The organism is Cohnella lupini, assembly GCF_003386205.1.
GTDB lineage: Bacteria > Bacillota > Bacilli > Paenibacillales > Paenibacillaceae > Cohnella > Cohnella lupini.
Genome location: NZ_QRDY01000002.1, coordinates 445,574 through 466,758 on the forward strand (window position 1 = coordinate 445,574; position 21,185 = coordinate 466,758).

Genomic DNA, 21,185 nt, shown 5'->3' on the forward strand with positions numbered 1-21,185 from the left:
TCCCAGGTTTTCGATAACCGGGGGGCGGCTTTTTCATTGATTGAAGAAAACAAACCTTCCGAATAACCCGTCCAGACCGGGTTATTTGTCGCAATATTGGGGAAATCGCGCCAACGGTCGAAATCAGCGCTCTTGGCAAGGCTTCGGCAAACTAACCAACTTCCAACCCCTCGTGTAATCATAACAAGTATGGCTTCGGCAAACTAACCAACTTCCAACCCCTCGTATAAGCATAAAAAATATTGGCTGCAGCAAACTCAGCAACCTCCAACCCCTCGTATAAGCATAAAAAGTATGGCTGCAGCTCGGAGTGGGTAAGTTTTCTGAGCTCTAAGCATAAAATTTTGCGAAGAGAATAACCCGCGGCTGAAATGACCGTGCCACTTACGGCTATTTTGCGAAAAGAACGCTCTCGATCTGGCGAAGGCACCCCACCACCACCTCGCCATAGTCGGTTTTTCCGACGATAACAAGTAGAAATCCTCAACGCCCCCCCCGCCAACACCCCGCCATAATCGGTTTTTCCGACGATAACAAGTAGCAACCCTCAACGCGCTCCACCACCACCCCGCCATAATCAGTTTTTCCGACGATAACAAGTAGAAACCTTCAACGTGCCCCGCCAACACCTCGGCCAAAGTCGGTTTTTCCGACGATAACAAGAAGAAACCCTCAACGTGCCCCACCACCACTTCGCCATAGTCGGATTTCCCGACGATAACAAGTAGAAACCCTCAACGCGCCTCACCACTACCCCGCCATAGTCGGTTTTTCCGACGATTATGAGAAGGCAATTATAAGACGACTCGTTCATCCGAAAAAGAGACATGAATCAAATACGTTCAACCAACGGCGAAGCCGTTTTTATTTGGAAAGGATGCCGGTCTGGCCGGTCGTGTCGTCGTTCATTCGGATCGCTCGGTCGGGTCCGCAGAGGCGGTCATAATGAAACGGATTTCCGGTATGCGCTAGGAGTCGCACCTACATTGCGTTTGAATACCGCCAAGAACGAGGAGATGTCCTTGTAACCCGACATTTCCGCGATCGTGCTGATTTTGTAAGACGTTGTACGCAAGAGCTCGCAGCTCCTTCTGATTCTTATGGATTGTAGGTAACGGTTAAAGGTTTGTTCGGTGTGCTGCTTGAACAGCCGTTGAAGATGCCGTTCGCTCCAACGGCTAATCCGGGATAACCCGCGCAAGGAGAGGTCTTCGGCCAGGTTTTGCTCCAGATAAGTCAGCAACTGCTCGAACGCCGTAAGATTGTAGGTGCGCGAGGTTGGAGAGATAGGAAATCCCGATTCCTTCTTCGTTCGGTACACGATAATAAGCAACTGAAAGAGAAGGATGTACAGGTAATCACCCGAGCCCTCGCGTGGCAGCGAGAATTCGCGATGAAGCTGAATAAACAGCTTCTCGAACGAATCTCCCGCGTCGAAGAGAGAGAAGGAAGAGACGCTTCCTTCGTTAATGGAAGAGATGAATTCTCTGATCGCCGTGTCGGACGCGAATTCCCCCAGCTTCATCAAGAGTCGTTGGGAGAAAACGCAGTTATAGACGATCAACGGGTGTTTGGACAGGTCGGAGGATACGGGGCGGAACACATGGGAGGTGCCTATCGGAATATAGAACAATTGACCGTTCCGGACAGCGTGCACCTCGGTCCCGATGTGATGGAACCCGCCTCCCTCCGCGATATAGGTAAATTCTATGAAGTCGTGGTTATGGAGCGGGACGTTGAAATCCTCTGATGTTCGATTGACGTAGAGTAGAAGATCGTTGTTGAAGAAGGTTTCGCCTCTGAAGGTTTCGATCGGTCGCTCCATTGTCTTACCCCATTTCCATTATGAGATGAAGTGTCTTTATTGCCGATATATGAGGTCCGTTTTACCGCAATACTTCGTTGCGGGTCCATTATATCATAGAGGTAAATTCGCCTGCATGAGAGAGGAGCTAATTCATGTTAAAGATAGTTGGATTACGTTGCGAGTATAAGGAAAATCCGATAGGAATCGACGCGAAGAATCCGCGAATCAGCTGGAGGCTGGAGTCCGACAAAAGGTCGGTGAACCAATCCGCCTATCAGGTAGTCGTGGCGGAGGATCGTGAATTCGGGAAGCTTCTGTGGGATTCCGGGAAAGTCGATTCGGACCAATGCGTTCATGTTGAGTTAGCCGGTTTAGAAGCCGTTTCGCGCAAACGCTATCATTATCGGGTGCAATGCTGGGACCGCGATGGGGAAAGCTCGGGCTGGTCGCATGACGCGTACTGGGAGACGGGAGTTCTGGATCGCGGGGAATGGAAGGCGGAATGGATCGGTCCGTCTATCGGCGAAGGCGCCAATGAGGAACAAAGCCCGTTTCTGCGTAAAAGCTTCTCCGTGAAAGAAGGGATCAGGCACGCGAGCATTTATGCGACCGCGCTGGGGCTGTATGAATTGGAGCTCAACGGCTCCCGGGTGGGGGATCATTATTTTACCCCGGGTTGGACCAGTTACGAGCACCGGCTTCAAGTTCAAGCCTACGACGTGACGGATCGACTGGCAGGCGGGGAGAACGTCATCGGCGCGATGCTCGGGAACGGGTGGTACAAGGGGTTCCTGACATGGGGGGAAAACAAGCGCGCGATCTATGGCGACAGGTTGGCCCTCTTCTTGGAGCTGCATATTGAATATGAAGACGGAACGGAAGAAACCGTGTCGACCGACAGTAGCTGGCGGACAGCGGGAAGCCCGATTCTCATGTCCGAAATCTATCACGGGGAAACGTACGATGCTCGCTTGGAGCGGAACGGATGGAGCTCGGCGGGTTATGATGATAGCGAATGGTTGCCGGTCGAGCGGATATCGCAATCGAACGATATATTGATAGCGCAAGAGAACGACCCGGTCAGGAAAATCGAGGAGATCAAGCCGATCGGACTTCTTACGACTCCTGCCGGAGATACCGTTATCGACTTGGGACAGAATATGGTCGGTTGGCTGAAGTTTACCGTTCAAGGCGAGGCGGGTAGCGAGGTTCAAATCCATCACGCGGAAGTGTTGGACGGCGAAGGCAACTTCTACACCGACAATATGAGATCCGCGAAACAGATTATTCGTTATGTGCTGAAGGGGGGCGAGCCGGAGACGTACGAGCCGAGGTTCACTTTCCAGGGCTTCAGGTACGTTCGGCTGATCGGCTTCGGCGAGAATGTCCGGTTGGACGACTTCGCGGGCGTCGTCTTGCACACCGATATGGCGACTACGGGATTCTTCGAATGCTCCGATCCGCTCGTCAATCAGCTGCAGCACAATATCGAATGGGGATTGAAGGGCAACTTTCTCGACGTACCGACGGATTGCCCGCAACGCGACGAGAGGCTCGGTTGGACGGGCGATGCCCAGATGTTCATTCGCACGGCTGCCTATTTGAAGAACGTTGCGCCATTCTTCACGAAATGGAGCCGGGACCTAAAAGCGGACCAAACCAACAACGGCGGAGTTCCCTTCGTTATTCCGCACGTGCTCGACGCGAATTCCCACTCTTCCGCGGCTTGGGGCGATGCGGCCGTCATTTGTCCGTGGACGATCTACCTGTGTTATGGGGACAAAAGGATACTGGAAGAGCAATACGATAGTATGCAAGCTTGGATAAGTTATATTCGGGATCAAGGAGAGAACGAGCTGTTATGGAACACCGGCTTCCATTTCGGCGATTGGTTAGGGTTGGATTCCAAGCCGGATTCCTATATCGGCGCGACGGACAGGGATTATATCGCGACGGCATTCTATGCGTATTCAGTCTCTCTGGTTCAGAAGACGGCAACGATTATCGGAAAACCGGAGGATGCGGCCAAGTATGGAGAATTGTACGGTCGTATCGTTGAGGCGTTCACGAAGGAATTCGTGACTCCTTCGGGCCGTTTGTCCGTGCCTACGCAAACCGCGCAAGTGTTGGGACTCATGTTCGGCTTGCTGGAAGGTACGGCCAAGGATCGAGCCGTTGCCAAATTGATGGAGCTGCTGGACGAAAGCAAATTCCATCTGACGACCGGCTTCGTCGGCACGCCGTACTTGAACCATGTGCTTAGCGATAACGGAAAGTTGGACGCGGCGTACCAATTGCTTTTCCAGAAGGACTACCCGTCGTGGCTGTACCAAATTACCAAAGGAGCAACGACGATCTGGGAGCATTGGGACGGAATCAAGGAGGACGGCAGCTTCTGGAGCAAAGACATGAACTCGTTCAACCATTATGCGTACGGAGCGATCGGGGATTGGTTATACCGCGTCGTCGCGGGCATCGATACGGACGAAAGCCAAGAGCTCGTGGGTTATAAGAGAATTCTGATTCGTCCGCAGCCGGGAGGTTCGCTGAACTGGGCGGAAGGCCGGCTCGATACGATGTACGGGGAAATTCGGTCTTATTGGAAGAAATCCGATGACGGGAAAACGGTGCTGGAGGTGACGGTTCCGGCCAATACTTCCGCAGAGGTGCATTTGCCTGGCGCATGGCTGGATTCCGCGACGGAAAGCGGCAGCGTATTGAGCGAAGCAGCAGGCATTGCTTCGGCTACGCAGCTCGAAGGCGCCGTAGCCGTGGCCGTCGGATCGGGAGAATACGAATTTAGTTGGTAAAAACGGAGCAGCAACCGACGGAATTTCCAGATATAAGTTGAAGATGACGGAGCTAGGAGAGTTGCGGAGAGATTGAGCCATTGCGGCACGACAACAAGCGGATTCGAGCGGTTCTTGGTCGCTAACCCCATTAAGTGAATAGGTAAGGAGCTGTCCCGTTTCTGGATAGCTTCTTTTCCCTTCAATTCTTATATCATCCGATTAAACGAAAGTCGCTCCTTATCCTCGAAAGATGGTAAAATAATCAAAATACGATGGGTAAAAAAAGGAGCGGCTTCATATGCGAATAACGTTGGACAGGTTTCCCGACGGCAAGAGAATGGCGCTTACGATGAGTTACGACGACGGTCTATACCATGATCGGAGATTGGTGGAGATCATGAACCGTTACGGAATCCGGGGGACGTTTCATTTGAATTCCGGAAAGCTCGGGACGCAAGATTATCTCGAGAAGGGCGAAATCGCCTCCTTGTACGAGGGACACGAAATATCGGCGCATTCCGTGACCCATCCTTTCCTTCCTTTTATCCCGAAAGAACAAGCCGTTCAAGAGCTATTAAACGATAGGTTGGCATTGGAAGAGTTAACCGGATATCCGGTCAGAGGCATGTCCTACCCGTTCGGATCGTGGGATGCTTCGGTCGTATCGATGTTGGATTCCGTGGGAATCGAATATGCTAGGACGGTGGATAGCCATGGTACTTTTCGCATGCCGGAAAACTTTCAACTCTGGTCGCCCACCTGCCACCATCACGATATGATCGGTCACGCGGAGAGATGGCTGCATGATAATCGCGTATTTCCGACGATGGCTCTATTATACGTATGGGGCCATAGCTTTGAATTCGAGCGGGAAAATAATTGGGAGCTGCTGGAGCAATTCGGCGAGCTCGCCGGGAATCGGGAGGACGTCTGGTACGCCACGAATATGGAGATCGTCCAATACTCCAAGGCGCTTAAGGCGTTGCGGTTTTCCGCATCCGGAGAGCTGGTCCACAATCCGTCGGCGCTTAACGTATGGATTAACGCGGACGGTAGAGTCAGGGAAATCCCCGGCGGGAGCACCGTCGACTTGCGGGAGGCCGGGAAGTAGCATGGATGGAGCATACAAGGTGAAGCTCGACGCGGAACAATTGGGAGCTGCGGTTCATGCGGTTTTCGAGTGCGGTGTGGCTTCCTTCGTCGAGTTAAAAGAAGGCTGGGCAAACAGCGCGTATTCCATCGAGTTGGAGGATGGCCGGAAAGTCGTGCTCAAAGCCAGACCCCCGGCCAATACTAAGTTCATGCGGTACGAGGTTGATCTGATGCGTACGGAAGTAGCCGCGATGCGAGGATTGTTCGCCGACAAGCGGTTGCCGATTCCGCGAATATACGACTACGATACATCGATGGAGCTGCTTCCGGTCGAATATTTCATCATGGAGCATATGGAGGGTACTCCGTACAATCAAGTGAAGAACGAGCTTTCCGAGGAAGTGAGGAACGCGATCGATCGCCGACTTGGCGAGCTTAACCGCTTCATCAACGAACAGAAAGGCGAGGCATTCGGCTCCTACGCAGGCGCCACTCATTCTCATTGGCGCGAGGCGTTCGCGGAAATGATTTCCGGAGTTCTCGAAGATGGTAAGGATGCCGGCGTTTCCTTGTCGATTTCCTATGAGGAGCTCGAGCGAGAAATCGAGCTTCGATTGCCGGCGCTGGACGAGGTATCGGAAGCGAGGCTGCTTCATTGGGATCTCTGGGACGGCAACGTTTTCGTCAAGGACGGTCAAGTAACCGGGATCATCGATTTTGAGCGGGCAATGTGGGGGGATCCGCTGATGGAGCACTATTTCAGCCACTTTAATCGATCGGATGCATTTTGCGAGGGCTACGGGTTAATTCCGAATGAGCCTGAACAGCTTGCGAGAAGGAAGCTTTACGATTTGTATTTGGATCTCATACTTTATATTGAATGCGCTTACCGAAAATACGACAATGAAGATCACGTAAAGTGGGCGCATGAAAATTTGGTGGAGAGCTTGAAGAGGTTTCGCTTGCCATAACCGGAGAAGCAGCTATGTTCCTTGGCCAAATGGCTACTCGAGCATAGCTGCTTCTTGCACTCAACCAACTAAATACCCGAGCTAGGATCTGGCTGATTCGCTGCCATACTCCTAAACTCACCACAATTCCGCCGAAATCCCAGCACACGGCCGCCATAATGGAACGAGGTTCCGCTAATCCTCCGAAATCTTCCGCCATCCGAGGTCGAACATGTCTCGTTTGTCGGGTGATTTAAACGTTATCGGCGCTTACTCCATGGCCAATCGATCGCTATAAACTCATTCTGGAGGTCGGTTACGGGAAGTTGGATTGGTTCTACAAAAGGTTCAAAACCTATGCGGGTATCAGCGCCGGAGAGTACCGGTCGCAGTATGGGTGATAGGGATATGAATAAAGCAAAGAGAGGGCGCGGGGATGGGATGCCGCCCTCTTTTTGTCGAGACTATGGAATACCTTTTACCAGTACCGTACGAGAAGGTCGATCGGATATCTTCCCGCATTGCGGCCGTATAAGGCTAAACCGCCCGCAAGAGCCGGTATTTCGCCGCTAACTTCAAGCCTTAGCTTGAATCCGCCCGCCAAAACGATTGCGGGAATCAGCCGGCTTGGCACGCTAACCTTGTGCAAGTAGCCATAGGATCCGGCTTCCTCGAGTTTGTTATCCCTCTGTTGGTAGTGCCAGGATAATGCGCCGCGGCTGTCCGCGGGATCGTCAGGCAAACTCAACGATTCGACGTATTGGCCGTCGATAGAGACTTTGGCCAAGGAAGGCTTCCTATCTTCGTCGGTCATATAGTAAGTGCTTGGATTCAATTCGGGATCCGGGGTGTACCCGCTCATGAAATCCAAGTCTATTCCCTTCTCTATCGACTTATCCCGGTCTTTGACCAGAATAACCTTCGCTCCGGCTTCGAAGACCGCTTCGATATGGCCTATTCCTTCGGCGATTGCTTCGGCCGGCAGCTTGATCTCGTATTCGACGAAGCCTTCGGAGCCGCCGTTAATCTTGTGATCGTTCAACGCATGCCATGCGTGAGGCCATTCATGGCGCGCATACTGACTAACCGGTACGGATAGCCATTTGCCTTCCAGATCGTAAGCTCCGTTGGAATCTCCGCTTCGAACGTCGAAAGTAATGAAGTTGCGCGTGACCGTTTTTTCTTGCGAATCGCGCAGCGTAACCGCGAATACGGCTAAGGAGTCGACCGAAGGCATGGTTGCCGTAACGTTATCCAACGGCACGACGCCGTATCCGTTCCACTCGATAGCTTGCGTGCCTTGCGAGGAAACCGCTTTGCCGCCAAGACTGTCGTACCAGAGCTCCCACTCCAACCGCAAGGTTTGGCCGTGATATCGCTCGGAGTAACTGGAACGCAACAAGGCGATCTCCGCTTGTTGTCCGACATCCAAGGTCCGGCAAGGCGGTGCGTCGATGACAATGAAATCGGGCGAATGAAGATCCGCGACGGACATACCCGGGACGAAAGCATCGTATCCGAAATCCTTGTCCGAGCCGTCGATCCGGTAGTAGCCGTTGTATTCGTTGACTACGTCGTGGAATTCCGTGAAAATGAATCCGCACATTTTGTCATGGCGCCTAAGCTCGTTAATCATATATCGATATTGCCATGCAAGGTCGCTGTCTCCCGCGCTGCCTTCGATTCCCCATACCGCGCCGCATTCGCTGTTCATAAGCGGGGCGTCGGATTGGACGTTGCCTCCGATGTAGTTGAAGTCCGATCCCGGGAAGGTTTTGTCGACGACTTCTTGTACGTGATCCCGTAGAATTTGATAACCGTTTTTGTAAAAGTGCCAAGTATTCAAGTCGGACTCTACGTGGTCCCAATTGCATGGGGAGTTGTCCTCGATCAGTCGGGTAGAATCCTCGGATTTAGCCCAGCGGTAAACCGAGCGAACCCATTCCTGCGTTTCCGGCAGAAAGCTTCTGACTTCGTCGCGCTTAGTGAACAGTCCCCACGTTTCGTTGAATACGACCCACGAAATGATGGAGGGATGATTGTAGTCGCGATCGAGAATCTCTTTGGCTTCCGCTTCATATGCCGCGCGCGCAGTCTCGTCCGGCTCTCCCCAGAAGCAAGGCATGTCTTCCATGACCAGAATGCCGAGCTTATCGGCCCAATAGAGCTTTCTAGGCTCTTCCGGTTTAATATGGATGCGGACGAAGTTCAGATTCAATCGTTTCAGCCGCCAGATCTCGTCTTGAAGCTCTTGGTCCGAAGGAGCGGTAAAATGCCCGACCGGGTAGAAGGCTTGATCCAATGTGCCGCTAAGATAGGTCGGCTTGCCGTTGAGCGTGATCCACTTGTAGTTCCTGTCGTCGAATAGGGCCGAACCGATCTCGCGAATTCCGAAATACGTTCCGATCGTATCCGTGGATCCATTCGCGCTAAGCCGAATCGTTCCTTCGTATAGGAACGGATCTTCGGGACTCCAATGGCGAGGTTCCGACACTTGGATTGTCGTTCTGAACGACGTTGTTCCCGCTATAAGCGTAAGCTTGAATTCATTGCGTACGCGTCCGCCGTCGAAGTCGAAGCTTAGCGTCGCTTGCGATGCCCCGGCGGATTCCGCGGTGCCGGAGATCTCGATCGTGCCGTCCAGCTTGGTGACGATCCGCACCGCTTCGATATAGCTCGATGCCCGAGTTTCCAGCCAGACCGTTTGCCATATGCCGCGAGTCTCGCCGTAGCCTTGCTTCCCGCGAGTCTGGTAAGCGTGGTCCTGATCTTCCGCGCGGAGGACGATTCGATTGACGTCGCCCGCCTGCCAAGCATCCGTCACGTCGAACGAGAATGCGCCGTAACCCCCGCTGTGCGTGCCGACTTGTATTCCATTCACCCACACGATGGCGGTGTAGTCGACGGCGCCGAAGTGCAGGAACAATTTCTCCCCGGAAGCGATTTCATCGAATCTCAGGATACGGCTGTACCAAGCGATCCCTTTCCGGTTGTCTCCGATTCCGGATAACGGGCTGACCCAAGAGAACGGGACCGTGATTTTCGCGTCATAGGAGGCTTGCTCTATCGTCTGCCATTGTTCCGATAATCCGATATCGTCCGCGTCGAATCGGAATGCCCATTCGCCATTCAGGTTCAACCATCCGGAACGTTGCCAATCCGGACGCGGATGCTCGGGTCTTGGGATTGCTTGGGTTGCGGTTTCGATGTTTGTAGTGGAAGCCATAAGTCATTACACATCCTTTGTTGTATATAGTAAATATAATGAACATTATGGATATCATATATTATGTATTCGGAATTCGCAATGTAGTTTATAAAAATAATATAGATGATATAATGGGTGTACGGTAACGAGCTTGAAGGAGAGAATACGATGGCCGAACAGACGGATACGACTAAAAGGATAACCAAAATCAACGTGCAGGAAGTGGCAAAGGCGCTTGCCGGCGATTTGAGGTTAAGGATCATAGAGGCATTGGGCGAAAGCGAGCTAAGCATATCCCAGCTGGCGGAAGCGTTAGGCGTGGCCCAGCCTACGGTTACGATCAACGTGCAATTGTTGGAGTCGGCGGGACTGGTCGAATCGAAGCAAGGGGTCAACAGGGAGAAAATCTGTTACAGGACTTACGACACGATCGTCTTCGATTTGCCGATGAAGCCTGGCGAAGGGTTGCATGGCGAAGAAGAGGTCCGCATGGGGATCGGCATGTATACCGCTTGCCAAGTGGAAGCTCCTTGCGGCTTGATCGGATCGGACGAAATGATCGGGTGTCCGGATGATCCGAGAGCCTTCTACGATCCCGGACGGGGAAGCGCGAGCCTGTTATGGTTCGGAGGCTCGGGGCACGTCGAATACCATTTTCCGAATCCGGTTCCGCCGGGGGTAGAGTTAAACGAATTGCGCTTAAGCGCGGAGGTATGCTCGGAGGCGCCGGGGTTCGACATGGAATGGCCTTCCGATATTGCCGTTTGGATTAACGGTAGCTTCATCGGAGAATGGCGGAGTCCGAGCGATTTCGGAGACCGTAAAGGATTGCTGACTCCAAGCCGCTGGCTTGGCATGACGCAGTACGGGAAGCTGACGGAATGGAAGGTCGGCAACGAGGGGAGCAGCGTTAACGGGGAGGGATCTTCGTCCGTTAAGCTGGAAGACCTGAACTTGCATTTCAGCCGGCCCATCGTCGTTCGGATCGGCGTCAAGGAGGATGCGGTCAACGCCAGAGGACTTAACCTATTCGGAGAGCAGTTCGGAGACTATCCGCAAGGGTTGAAGCTGACCTTCGTTCATAAGACTTAAACTCGGAGAGCCTTCGGGCTCTTTTTTTGCGCACTAGCTGGGGAGAAAACGGATAAGATCCATTGAGTTTCCTCGCTTTGTAGTCGGTTTATCCGACCATAAAGCGCCACCACCGTCGGCTTACCTCCCCATAGTCGGTTTCTCCGACCATAAAGCGCCACCACCGTCGGCTTACCTCCCCATAGTCGGTTTCCGGTTCAACCCCCTAATTATAGACACTATCGTCCATTTGCGAGCTTAATCGTATCAAAGCGCGATTTCTTGCTGAATGATCTCACCCGATTGTAGCTTCTTCAAGTATGTCGCCGGTGCAAGATCCTGAAGACTGCCATGCATCCTTCTTTCGTTATAAAACCGAATAAAGCGGTCAACCGTCTCAAATGCCTGTTCATAGGTCTCGAAGGAATTTCGTTGGTAGCAGTCTCGCTCGATCACGCTGTGGTAGGACTCAATGTATGCATTCTTATTAGGCGTGCGATTGGGGATTCTCTCGTGTTCAAATCCCATCTCCCCCGAGAAGGCGTAGAAGGCTTTACTAATGAACTGCGGGCCGTTGTCGGTACGAATGACCAGTTGCTGCTCGTTTGCAAATGCTTGGCGGTTTAACATGGCCGTTTGAACTAACTGCTTGATATCGTTTGTGTCGCAGGACCTGCCTCTGTAGTGCCCGACAATACTTCGATCGCAGACGTCAATGATGCTAGCGAGGTAGAAGTGTCGACGCAAGCCCGTCACGTAACCATACTTGATATCCATCTGCCAAAGCTGGTTCGGACCTGTAACAACGCGGTTATTGGCGACCTTCTTCGGCACTCGGTTTATGATCTCTCGTTGCGGCTTCAACTGGCCGAGCTCCTTGCACAATCGGTATACCTTCTTCTTGTTCAGCCGTAAGCCGTACCGACGCCGCAGGCATAGCGTGAGCTTACGATAGCCGTAGGTGGACTCCTCCTCGTTGCCTAGCAGTCGTCTGAGGTAGCCCTTGATACGTGCATCCGATACCTTTTCACCCTTTTTGTTTAAAGAGAAACCAGGTATCGGACGTCCGCTTCTTGGGCGGATGGCGGGTTTGGACTCCTTGATCCTGTAGTAGTAAGTGGCACGGGGCACCCGACAGATGCGAAGCACCGTACGCACAGGATTTCCTGCACGAATCCAGGGCAACGCTACTTCGATCCGCGAGTCGACGGTGGTGCCGTTTTTTTTACAAGGTCATTGAGAATGGCGATTTCTAAGTCCTTCTCGCCGAGCATCTTCATCGCCTGATCGTATCTCTTCTGAAGGTCATGAGTATCTTTTTCTACCTGTTCTGCTTGCTTTTTCTTAGCTACCATCTCGGTTTGCACCTCATCCCAATGTTGGCGTACCCAGCGTTGAAGGGTAGAAGGAGACATCCCATTTAGCCGTGCTACGTGTTCCGTACGGTAACCGGAAACCACTAGCGCAACATACTCCTTCTTCATTTCCTCCGTGCAGTGAAATCTTCTCTTCACTGACTATCTCCCCCACTCATTCAATTGTAGTTTGAGTGGACGAGAGTGTCCAAAGGAATTAGGGGGCTTAATAGTTTCTCCGACCATAAAGCGCCGCCACTGTCGGCTTACCTCCCCAGAGTCGGTTTCTCCGACTATAAAGCGCCACCACCGTCGGCTTACCTCCCCATAGTCGGTTTTTCCGACCATAAAGCGCCACCACCGTCGGCTTACCTCCCCATAGTCGGTTTCTCCGACTATAAAGCGCCGCCACCGTCGGCTTACCTCGCCATAGTCGGTCTTTCCGACTGCATAGAGCCACCACCAACGGAGTGCCTCGCCATAGTCGGTTTCTCCGACCATAAAGCGCCACCACCGTCGGCTTACCTCCCCATAGTCGGTTTTTCCGACCATAAAGCGCCACCACCGTCGGCTTACCTCCCCATAGTCGGTTTTTCCGACCATAAAGCGCCACCACCGTCGGCTTACCTCCCCATAGTCGGTTTTTCCGACCATAAAGCGCCACCACCGTCGGCTTACCTCCCCATAGTCGGTTTCTCCGACTATAAAGCGCCGCCACCGTCGGCTTACCTCGCCATAGTCGGTCTTTCCGACTGCATAGAGCCACCACCAACGGAGTGCCTCGCCATAGTCGGTTTCTCCGACTATAACGCTCCACCAATCCATCCGTCAGCAGCACCGAGCATCTGTGAACAACGTATTCAAGAATAACGCTATTCGGGACACGGGCTCGAATCGTCAGACAACGGATATTCGGCTAGCCGAAGACGTTATTGGCTTCATTTTCGATTAGCATAGTTGAATAGATCCCGTTAGCCTGCCAACGCAGATAACGGGTTTTATTTTGTTATTTATTTTATTGGCTAATATCCGACTTCTTTGTTTAATATCGTCCCCTTGTTCCAGGGGCTAGCCGGAATTAAGATAAAGGCGCAATGAGAAAAGGCGGAAGAGGGGAATATATAGCATGCAAACGATTGCGGTCACGGGCGGAAGCGGGAAATTGGGAGTTTGGGTCGTCGAGGAGCTGATTAGCCAAGGTTATCGGGTCGTTTCCTTGGACGAGAAGCGTTCCGATCAATTAAAATGCAAGCAGATAAAGGTGAATTTATCAGACTTCGGACAGGTTATCGGAGCGATGCATGGAGCGGATGCCGTCGTTCATTTGGCCGCTATTCCTGCTCCGCTTGGATATACGAACGATTATATATTCGCGAATAACGTCAGGTCGACGTTTCACGTGCTGGAAGCCGCATCCATGCTGGGAATCGGGAAGGTCGTAACCGGATCCAGCGAGTCCGCTTACGGATTCTGTTGGGCGCCTAAACCGTTCTCTCCGAGCTATGCCCCCGTGGACGAAGAACATCCGGCGTTGCCTCAAGAGTGCTACGGCTTGTCCAAAATCGTCGGAGAGCAGACGGGAGAGATGTTCCATCGGCGAACGGGCATGCAAATTTTCTCGTTAAGATTTTCGTTGATTTTGACGCCGAAGGAGTATTCTCTCTCCTCGATAACCAGGCCAGAGAGCTTTAAGCGCATTCTATGGAGCTATATCGACGTCAGGGATGCGGTTCAAGCGTGCATTGCGTCACTCAGAAGCGATGCCGGCGGTCACCGCGTGCTGAATATAACTAGCGATGATACGTTGAGCGATCGCCCGACGGAACGCTTGCTGGCTGATTTCTATCCGGATATTACGGACATTCGGCGAAAGTTTACCGGTAGGGAGGCACTCGTAAGCAACGAGCACGCGAAGAGCATTCTTCAATGGGCTCCGGAACGGTCTTGGGAGCAGATTAAGGAAAACCTATAAAATTTAAGATTACCCCCGTGCAATCTTAAACTCCCATCGGTTATTATTAGAATGTAAGCGGTTTCTTGGCATGAAACCAGCTCCGGGAGTACTTAGGATAGCAGGGAGAGGATGATTGGATATGTTGCGAGCGCTTATCGTGGACGACGAGTTCGAGATTCGGGAAGGCTTGCGAAAAAGAATTCCTTGGGGCGAGTACGGAATCGACGAAGTGTTCGCGGCGGACGACGGAGATTCCGCCATCACGATCGCGCTAGAGATGAAGCCCGATCTTATCGTTACCGATATCAAGATGAGCAGAATGTCCGGCCTTGAATTTCTTGGCGCGCTATACCGCGTTGACGATTATCCTTGGAAAGCGGTCGTCATCAGCGGTTACGACGACTTCGAGCTGGTCAAGCAGGCCATGCAGCTCGGGGCGATGGACTACATTCTTAAGCCGATAAATACCGAAGAGCTAGGGCGTATCGTTCGCAAAGCTACGGATCAAATCCTGCAGGAGAAAATGGATAAGCACAATCAAGTACAGCTCATTAACCAGAATCAATTGGCTGCGCCTAAGCTGCGCGAGGAATTGCTTCGCGAGATCATAGAGCACGAATACGACCCCTACCGCGAGACGCGCATCGCGCATCGCTTACAGGCATTAAAGCTGGATTGGATGACGCATCAACCGATTCTGCTCATGATCGTAGAGGTAGACGACCTCAAAGCGATTACGAATCAAAGAGGCTTTCAGAACGAGAAGGAGCTAGTTCTGTTCGGAATCGGGAACGTGGTCAGTCAGACGTTGACCGAGGAGTTTCCTTATGCATTCGCGCTATTTAACGATACTCATTCCCGTTGGGTAGCCGTTCTAAGCTGCAAACACCAGGAGCAGCTTGCGTTAAGCAAGTCGTTAGCCCAGATCAGCTTGCGGCGAATCAATGAATTCGTGAAGGTGAAGGCAAGCGTCGGGATCTGTTCGATACCGAGGGATCTTAAGCACGTCCACGAGATGTTCTTGGAGACGGGCGAACTGCTGGACCAGAAGGTCGTGTACGGAGGAAATCGGATTTTTACGGAGCATGGCATCGAGTTCGACGGCGAGCGGACGGAGCTTTCGCTGCAGGAAGCGAACGAAGTGCTCGATCTCGTGAAATACGGTTCCGACGAGGATGTTTCGGCTTCCATGGATAAATTCGTCGAGATGGTGCAGGCATGGGGATTGTGCAGCCTGAAAGATATCCACCAACAAACGTTCAAATGGCTAATGGGGATATTCAGGGGAGCGGCCGTAGCGGGCTGGCCCAATCGGAGCTGGGAGAGAAATCCGATCTCCATCTGGGAGCAGTTGGAGCAATTCGATAACTTGCAGTCTCTCAGGGCGAAGGTCGAGCAAATTTTACTCGGTATGGCAGCGGATTTTCGTAAAATGTCGGCATCTCCGAGCCAAATCGTGCTGGAGGCGGAGAAGATCATTCGGAAGCGGTTTGCGGACAATTTGTCGCTTCAGTCCGTCGCGGACGAGGTTCACGTGACTCCGGTGTGGCTCAGCAAGCTGTTCAAGAAGGAAAAAAGGATGACCTTCCTCGAATATTTAACGGACATGCGAATCGTGAAGGCGAAGGAAATGTTGGGGGACGTCCGGTTCAAAATCTATCAGATTTCATACCAGGTCGGGTACAAGGATCCCGTTCATTTTACGAAGCTCTTCAAGAAGCAATCGGGGCTGACGCCCAAAGAGTTCAGGAAGCAGAGGGGAATCGTTGATGATTAAGATTTCCTTAGGGCTCGCATCCTCGTTCCGCAACAAAATGATTCTCATTTTCTTCGCCATTACGATCGTGCCGTTCATTATTTTCGCCTATTACTCTTATATGAAGTCGATCGAAGGAATCAAAAACGCGAACGCGACGTTCTCGATGAGCTACCTGCAGCAGGCAAAGATGAATTTCGAGACTTATCTGGGACAGTTGAACGATCAGATTAACGACGTGATCGGCAACAAGTCGGTCCAGGAATGGTTAGAGCACGAGCCGGCCAGCAGCGACGAGGAAGAATCCTTCGCGGTGAACATGTTAGGCTTGGTATACGCGAAAATGCCTCAGATCGACGCGATCAGAGTGCGGGTATACCCGCTTGACCCGGCTCTCTACCCGACTTATATGAATACGATGGGCGTCTCTCCTAAGATCGGAGAGGAAGAATGGTTTCGCATGGCGAAGGCGAGCGTCGTGCCGACGTGGTACTTATCAATGCCGACAAAAGGTCTCTACGGGAGACCTTTGCTTTCGTACGTCAAACGGTTTACCGGTCTTTACGATCGGAAGCCGCGGGGGATGGTCGTAACGGATCTCGCCGAGGACCATTTAAGAAGGTTCTTTTCCCCTTCCGAGAGCATGGTTGGTCAGAAATTCCTCGTCGTCGGACAGGATGGCAAGGTGCTGTTCGATTCGTTCGACAACGAGTGGACGGGCATGATCATTCCTTCAAAGAAATTTATGCAGATTCGGGAAGTGTACTCCCAAGGGGCGGAGACGCTCTCGATCGAAGGCGATAACATGTTAACCACCTACGTGAGAATGGACAGCGAACCTTGGACCATCGTCAGCCTCACTCCGTTGCACACATTGACCCATCCGATGAAGGAGATGAACCGCCTACTCGTTCTCTTTCTCGTCGTGTATCTTATCTGTTCCGTGGGAGTAGTCATCTATATCACTCTTAACTTCACTCATCCCGTCGTTAGGCTCGTACGGCTCATGAGGAAGCTCGAAGTGGGAGATTTCGAGTACAAGGTGCCCGCGTCGGGTCGCAAGGACGAGATCGGCTGGCTCTATCGCGGATTCGGAAGCATGACGAAGAAGATCGAAGGGTTGATCGAGCAAACGACGAGGTCGGAGAGAAATAAGAAGGAGCTTGAATTCCAAGTTCTAAGCCACCAGATCAATCCCCATTTTCTGTACAATACGCTTGAATCCATTCGATGGAAAGCGGAGAATCACGGCCGAACCGATATCGGAGAGATGGTATCCGCGCTAGGCAACCTTCTGCGGCTCAGCTTAAACCAAGGCAAGGACATCACGACGGTCGGACGGGAAGTCGATCAGGTGAAGGCATACGTCCAAATCGAGCAGGCTCGAATGGGGATGCCGCTCAGGGTGCTTTACTTTTTCGACGACGACGTGTTGGCGCTCCCTTTCATGAGACTGCTTCTGCAGCCTTTGGTAGAGAATGCGATACAGCATAGCATTCGTGACAATTTCGAGAAGGGAAAAGTGATCTTGTCGGGTTACGTGGAGGATCAGGATATCGTCATCGAGATTACCGACAACGGCAAAGGGATTCCTCCCGCCGTGCTAACGCAGCTTGATACCGAGAAAGAAGCCGGCAAAGGAGCGCGAAGGCAAGGAGTCGGACTCCGAAACGTAAACGAGCGGCTTAAGCTCTATTTCGGCAATCATTATAAGCTGATGATCGAAACCGGCGAAGGCATGGGAACGAAGATCACGATCAGGCATCCGATCTTGGAGCCGGTGGGGGAAGAAGAGGAACGGCGTAGCGAGGGAGCCTGAGGGCTTCCTCGCTATAGTCGGTTATATCGACTATAGCGAGTACGACTTGCGAGCCAACATGCGAGTCCCGCTGGTATAGTCGGTTTTACCGACTAAAACGAGCGCAAACATGCGCCGAACATGAGAGCCGCGCAGCCAAAGTCGGTTATTCCGACTATAACGAGCACGACATGGGAGCCCCCTGCGCCAAAGTCGGTTATTCCGACTATAACGAGCACAGACAAGAGAGCCCCCTTCGCCAAAGTCGCTTTCTCCGACTATAACGAGCACAGACAAGAGAGCCCCCTGCGCCAAAGTCGCTTTCTCCGACTATAACGAGCGCAGACAAGAGAGTCCATCGCACCAAAGTCGCTTTTTCCGACTATAATGAGCGCAGACAAGAAAGCCCCTAACGCCCAAGCCGCTTTTCCGACTATATTCGAGCCAAAGATGCACAGAAAAAAGAAACTGGAATGCAAGGAGGCAGTCGTGGAGGGAGAATGCTCGAAATATTCGAACAACTCCCTCCATCAACCGCCCCTGCTTACCGATTGCTACTCTCGATTCTATTTCTTCAAGCCGACGGTCAATATTTCATAAGCTCCGATAGGTGTTACTTTGCTGCTTTTTGCCTCCGACGCGGTAACGGTTGCCCTTGAAATGGCCTCGTACTCTATACTGGTCTCGTCTTCTAATATGTTGCTCAAGTAAGCCTCCGCGACATTTGCCGTATGAAGCCGAATTACGCTAGATGCTCCCGTAACGTTGTACCATCTTGCCATCCAATCTCCCCGTTGTTCGTTCGTTTTCAGGCTGGAGAAGAGAACGCCATCCCCATCCCAACGGATAAACTCGTAGCGCGGAGGAAGTGTCCCAGCGTGGAGGCCAGTCTGGCAAGGAGTGACGGGAACCGCGAAACGGTGAGCCTCCCGATATGCGGCGATCCGGTCATGTCCGCCATGCGGAACGATCGTCCATTCCCCGAAATGACGCCCGAGACATTGGGCTTCCGGAGTCGGGAATACGCCCCAGTCTCCAAGCTCGCCGACGGAACGAAGCAGCGTTACCGCGATCGTGTTGTTCCCGTCTTGCAATACCTCGTATTCGTTCAAGCCTTTTCCGGCGACGGTTAACCCGCGACCGTCTTCGTGAACGTCTACGAAAGCTTGCATGTGATGGCAATAGCTAGGGTTCCGCCATTCCGCCGAAGGAACGTTCTGCCGCTCGGCCACCTCGAAGATCGAATCGGCGAAGTGGGTGGACGCTTGCACGCCGGTCGGATATAAAACGCGAATCCGATGATCTTGGGCCGGATTATCGAAGGAGACTTGCACTCGCACGCTTCTGCCCAGTCGCTCTAAGCTAATGCGGGTAACCAAACTAAGCGTGACGAGGCTCTTCGATCGTCCGGATTTCCGTTCGAGAATCGAAACCATCGTCCGGACTTCTCGTTCAAGCAACTCGTCCGCGGATAAAGGGATCTCCATACTCTGGACGATTTCAATCGTCGCACGAGAAGGAGTGTCCTCGACGATGCGAACGAGCGCGGGGTTTCCTCTCGTCGTAATAGGAAGATCGCCATCCGGCTGCCTGAATATATATTCGTTACCGATATCGCCCACGTTCTCGTAATGGCCCATACCCTCGAACAACTGGCCGCTTGCCTTGTCAAGCACTGCGATGCCGCCGTCTTGCTCTACCGTTACGCGAAGGTAGGCGTTTTCCAGCGCGGAAGGGCCGACAATTAAGGAATTTCCGGAATCCCTATCCTGACCGCGAGCGCGTGTCGCATCGGGAATCCAAGCGAACGTCGCGTAACCCATAGCGGGGAGCTCCCCCGTCTCGAAGGTCAACTTCAAAGCTCTCGCCATATAAGGCTGCCTGAACTTGTCGTCCGGCAGGTCGTATCCGAATCTGACACCCAAGTCTTCTGCAACAAAGTCGATTCGAGCTCCCAGATGGTTGACTAGGAAACCGTCTGCATGCGTTCGTAGCCTCACTTCTTCCGCGACTTGAACGGGATTCTCGCTCTGCTTGAAGTAGCGTCTGGACCACTCGACCTCCACCGTAACGACGGACGATCCCTCGTAGCCGCTCGAATTAAACACGACAAAAGGCGTTGCGTCTCGACTCAACTCTTCGAAACCCGAAGTATCGACCCGATCGCTCAAATACTTCGCGCTCTCCTGAACGATAGCCTTGGCTACCTCCATGCTTTTGGCGAAACGGATCTCCATCTCGCGATAGACCTCGTCGACGCTGCAGCCGCAGATGCTGTCGTGAGGATGGTTCTGCATGAGCGTTTTCCACGAGTATTGAAGCAGCGCATGAGGGTAAGGCTTGCCTTCGCCGGACGCGAAAGTCGCCAACGGCTCGGCGATTTTCTCGAGCAGCGTCTGATTCCGCTGGTTCAGCTGCTTGATCGGGACACGGGCCGACGCCGTGTTGACCAGGCTGAACCAGCCGTCCGTTTTCTGTCCACGCAGCTCTCCTCGCGTCACGCTAAGCTTAGGCGGCAAGGAGGCGAAGACGTCGTTGATATAATCGTCGAAGTTGGAATGTATGAATTCATGCTCGGGATACAGCTCGCGGGCTACCCGTAGCGCTTCCGAAAGATTTGTCTGCACGGGCTGATGATCGCAACCGTTCATGAGCAGCAAATGCTGGGTTGAGGCATAACGGTTGGCGCTATCGATCCGATGATCCCAATAGAGCTTGGCCTCGGCAGGGTCCACGGGGATTTCCATGCCGTTGTTATACCAATTGGCGAACAAGATGCCTAGCACCCGCGAGCCATCCGGAGATTCCCACATCAACTCGGAGAACGGGGATTCCAGGTTGGAGTCTTCCCCGACTTGGTTGTTGAAGCCCGTGGCTTTGACTCCGCGTCCGAAAACCGCATTGTTGATGCCGGCTTGCTTAAGCAACTGGGGAGCTTGCCCCATGTTGCCGAAGGAATCCGGGAAGTAGCCCAGCTTGGATACCGGTCCGAACCCGGCAGCGTCGCGGTGGCCGATCTGAAGATTGCGGACGTTCGCTTCGCTGCTCGTTAGAAATTCGTCCTGAAGAACGTACCAAGGCCCCGCCGAGATTTTCTCCTCCTTGCACAAACGCTGCAGAAGCTCTCTTTTCTCCGGATATACTTGCAAATAATCTTCTAGAACGATCGTTTGGCCATCCAAATAAAAGCTGCGAAAATCCGGGTCCGACTCGAAAGTATCGAGCAGAACGTCCATTGTCTGGATGAGCTTCACATGGTGGGCTTCGTATGGCATATACCATTCCCTGTCCCAGTGGGTATGGGAAATGACGTGGATGACCCGTTTCGGCGTGCTCATGAGGGTGCCTCATTTCTATGAATAGAGTTGGATATACATGGTAATTGTACGGGAGCGCACCTCT

13 protein-coding genes are annotated in these 21,185 nt (G+C 52.6%); 8 read left to right on the forward strand and 5 right to left on the reverse strand.

Features of this window, described 5'->3' with window-relative positions:
* Positions 1-40: 40 nt before the first annotated feature.
* Positions 41-178 (forward strand): hypothetical protein, encoded by a 138-nt coding sequence (locus DFP95_RS28815; RefSeq protein WP_181907285.1) that lies wholly within the window; start codon positions 41-43, stop codon positions 176-178.
* Positions 179-940: 762 nt separating this feature from the next.
* On the opposite strand, the gene DFP95_RS06150 is transcribed toward DFP95_RS28815, so the two are convergent.
* Entirely contained in the window at positions 941-1,825 is an 885-nt protein-coding gene (locus DFP95_RS06150) for an AraC family transcriptional regulator (protein WP_115991691.1), read from the reverse strand.
* A gap of 134 nt (positions 1,826-1,959) precedes the next feature.
* On the opposite strand from DFP95_RS06150, the gene DFP95_RS06155 reads away from it, so the two are divergent.
* The 3 genes from DFP95_RS06155 to DFP95_RS06165 all read left to right on the forward strand — a co-directional run bounded on the left by DFP95_RS06155 (position 1,960) and on the right by DFP95_RS06165 (position 6,662).
* On the forward strand, positions 1,960-4,617 hold the full coding sequence (locus tag DFP95_RS06155; RefSeq protein ID WP_115991692.1) for a family 78 glycoside hydrolase catalytic domain: 2,658 nt from the start codon (positions 1,960-1,962) through the stop codon (positions 4,615-4,617).
* Between the two features lie 280 nt (positions 4,618-4,897).
* Positions 4,898-5,710, forward strand: coding sequence for a polysaccharide deacetylase family protein (locus DFP95_RS06160; RefSeq protein WP_115991693.1), 813 nt, complete (start codon positions 4,898-4,900; stop codon positions 5,708-5,710).
* Between the two features lies 1 nt (position 5,711).
* The gene (locus DFP95_RS06165) at positions 5,712-6,662 is read left to right on the forward strand and encodes a phosphotransferase family protein (RefSeq protein WP_115991694.1); all 951 of its coding nucleotides are present in this window, start codon (positions 5,712-5,714) and stop codon (positions 6,660-6,662) included.
* A gap of 457 nt (positions 6,663-7,119) precedes the next feature.
* Here the strand turns inward: DFP95_RS06165 and DFP95_RS06170 are convergent, their stop codons facing one another.
* Positions 7,120-9,867, reverse strand: coding sequence for a glycoside hydrolase family 2 protein (locus DFP95_RS06170; RefSeq protein ID WP_115991695.1), 2,748 nt, complete (start codon positions 9,865-9,867; stop codon positions 7,120-7,122).
* Positions 9,868-10,017: 150 nt separating this feature from the next.
* On the opposite strand from DFP95_RS06170, the gene DFP95_RS06175 reads away from it, so the two are divergent.
* Complete coding sequence (locus tag DFP95_RS06175; protein ID WP_115991696.1) at positions 10,018-10,941, forward strand: ArsR/SmtB family transcription factor; 924 nt, start codon at positions 10,018-10,020, stop codon at positions 10,939-10,941.
* A gap of 246 nt (positions 10,942-11,187) precedes the next feature.
* Here the strand turns inward: DFP95_RS06175 and DFP95_RS06180 are convergent, their stop codons facing one another.
* Entirely contained in the window at positions 11,188-12,078 is an 891-nt protein-coding gene (locus DFP95_RS06180) for an IS3 family transposase (protein ID WP_181907286.1), read from the reverse strand.
* A 29-nt stretch (positions 12,079-12,107) separates the two neighbouring features.
* Entirely contained in the window at positions 12,108-12,434 is a 327-nt protein-coding gene (locus DFP95_RS06185; protein ID WP_115991698.1) for a transposase, read from the reverse strand.
* 967 nt (positions 12,435-13,401) lie between these two features.
* Here DFP95_RS06185 and DFP95_RS06195 point away from each other — a divergent pair.
* From DFP95_RS06195 to DFP95_RS06205, 3 genes are all read left to right on the forward strand, one after another.
* Complete coding sequence (locus DFP95_RS06195; protein ID WP_115991700.1) at positions 13,402-14,247, forward strand: NAD-dependent epimerase/dehydratase family protein; 846 nt, start codon at positions 13,402-13,404, stop codon at positions 14,245-14,247.
* Between the two features lie 121 nt (positions 14,248-14,368).
* Complete coding sequence (locus DFP95_RS06200; RefSeq protein ID WP_115991701.1) at positions 14,369-16,006, forward strand: response regulator; 1,638 nt, start codon at positions 14,369-14,371, stop codon at positions 16,004-16,006.
* Complete coding sequence (locus tag DFP95_RS06205; RefSeq protein ID WP_115991702.1) at positions 15,999-17,804, forward strand: cache domain-containing sensor histidine kinase; 1,806 nt, start codon at positions 15,999-16,001, stop codon at positions 17,802-17,804. The genes DFP95_RS06200 and DFP95_RS06205 overlap by 8 nt, the downstream gene beginning before the upstream one ends.
* A gap of 545 nt (positions 17,805-18,349) precedes the next feature.
* On the opposite strand, the gene DFP95_RS06210 is transcribed toward DFP95_RS06205, so the two are convergent.
* Positions 18,350-21,121, reverse strand: a complete 2,772-nt coding sequence (locus DFP95_RS06210; protein WP_115991703.1) for an alpha-mannosidase — start codon at positions 21,119-21,121, stop codon at positions 18,350-18,352.
* Between the last annotated feature and the right edge of the window lie 64 nt (positions 21,122-21,185).

Excerpts from the sequence above, each read along its gene's own strand:
- DFP95_RS06200 (WP_115991701.1), top strand. The coding sequence starts at position 14,369 with ATGTTGCGAGCGCTTATCGTGGACGACGAGTTCGAGATTCGGGAAGGC.
- DFP95_RS06175 (WP_115991696.1), top strand. The coding sequence starts at position 10,018 with ATGGCCGAACAGACGGATACGACTAAAAGGATAACCAAAATCAACGTG.
- DFP95_RS06205 (WP_115991702.1), top strand. The coding sequence starts at position 15,999 with ATGATTAAGATTTCCTTAGGGCTCGCATCCTCGTTCCGCAACAAAATG.
- DFP95_RS06150 (WP_115991691.1), bottom strand. The coding sequence starts at position 1,825 with ATGGAGCGACCGATCGAAACCTTCAGAGGCGAAACCTTCTTCAACAAC.
- DFP95_RS06170 (WP_115991695.1), bottom strand. The coding sequence starts at position 9,867 with ATGGCTTCCACTACAAACATCGAAACCGCAACCCAAGCAATCCCAAGA.
- DFP95_RS06195 (WP_115991700.1), top strand. The coding sequence starts at position 13,402 with ATGCAAACGATTGCGGTCACGGGCGGAAGCGGGAAATTGGGAGTTTGG.
- DFP95_RS06165 (WP_115991694.1), top strand. The coding sequence starts at position 5,712 with ATGGATGGAGCATACAAGGTGAAGCTCGACGCGGAACAATTGGGAGCT.
- DFP95_RS06210 (WP_115991703.1), bottom strand. The coding sequence starts at position 21,121 with ATGAGCACGCCGAAACGGGTCATCCACGTCATTTCCCATACCCACTGG.
- DFP95_RS06160 (WP_115991693.1), top strand. The coding sequence starts at position 4,898 with ATGCGAATAACGTTGGACAGGTTTCCCGACGGCAAGAGAATGGCGCTT.
- DFP95_RS06155 (WP_115991692.1), top strand. The coding sequence starts at position 1,960 with ATGTTAAAGATAGTTGGATTACGTTGCGAGTATAAGGAAAATCCGATA.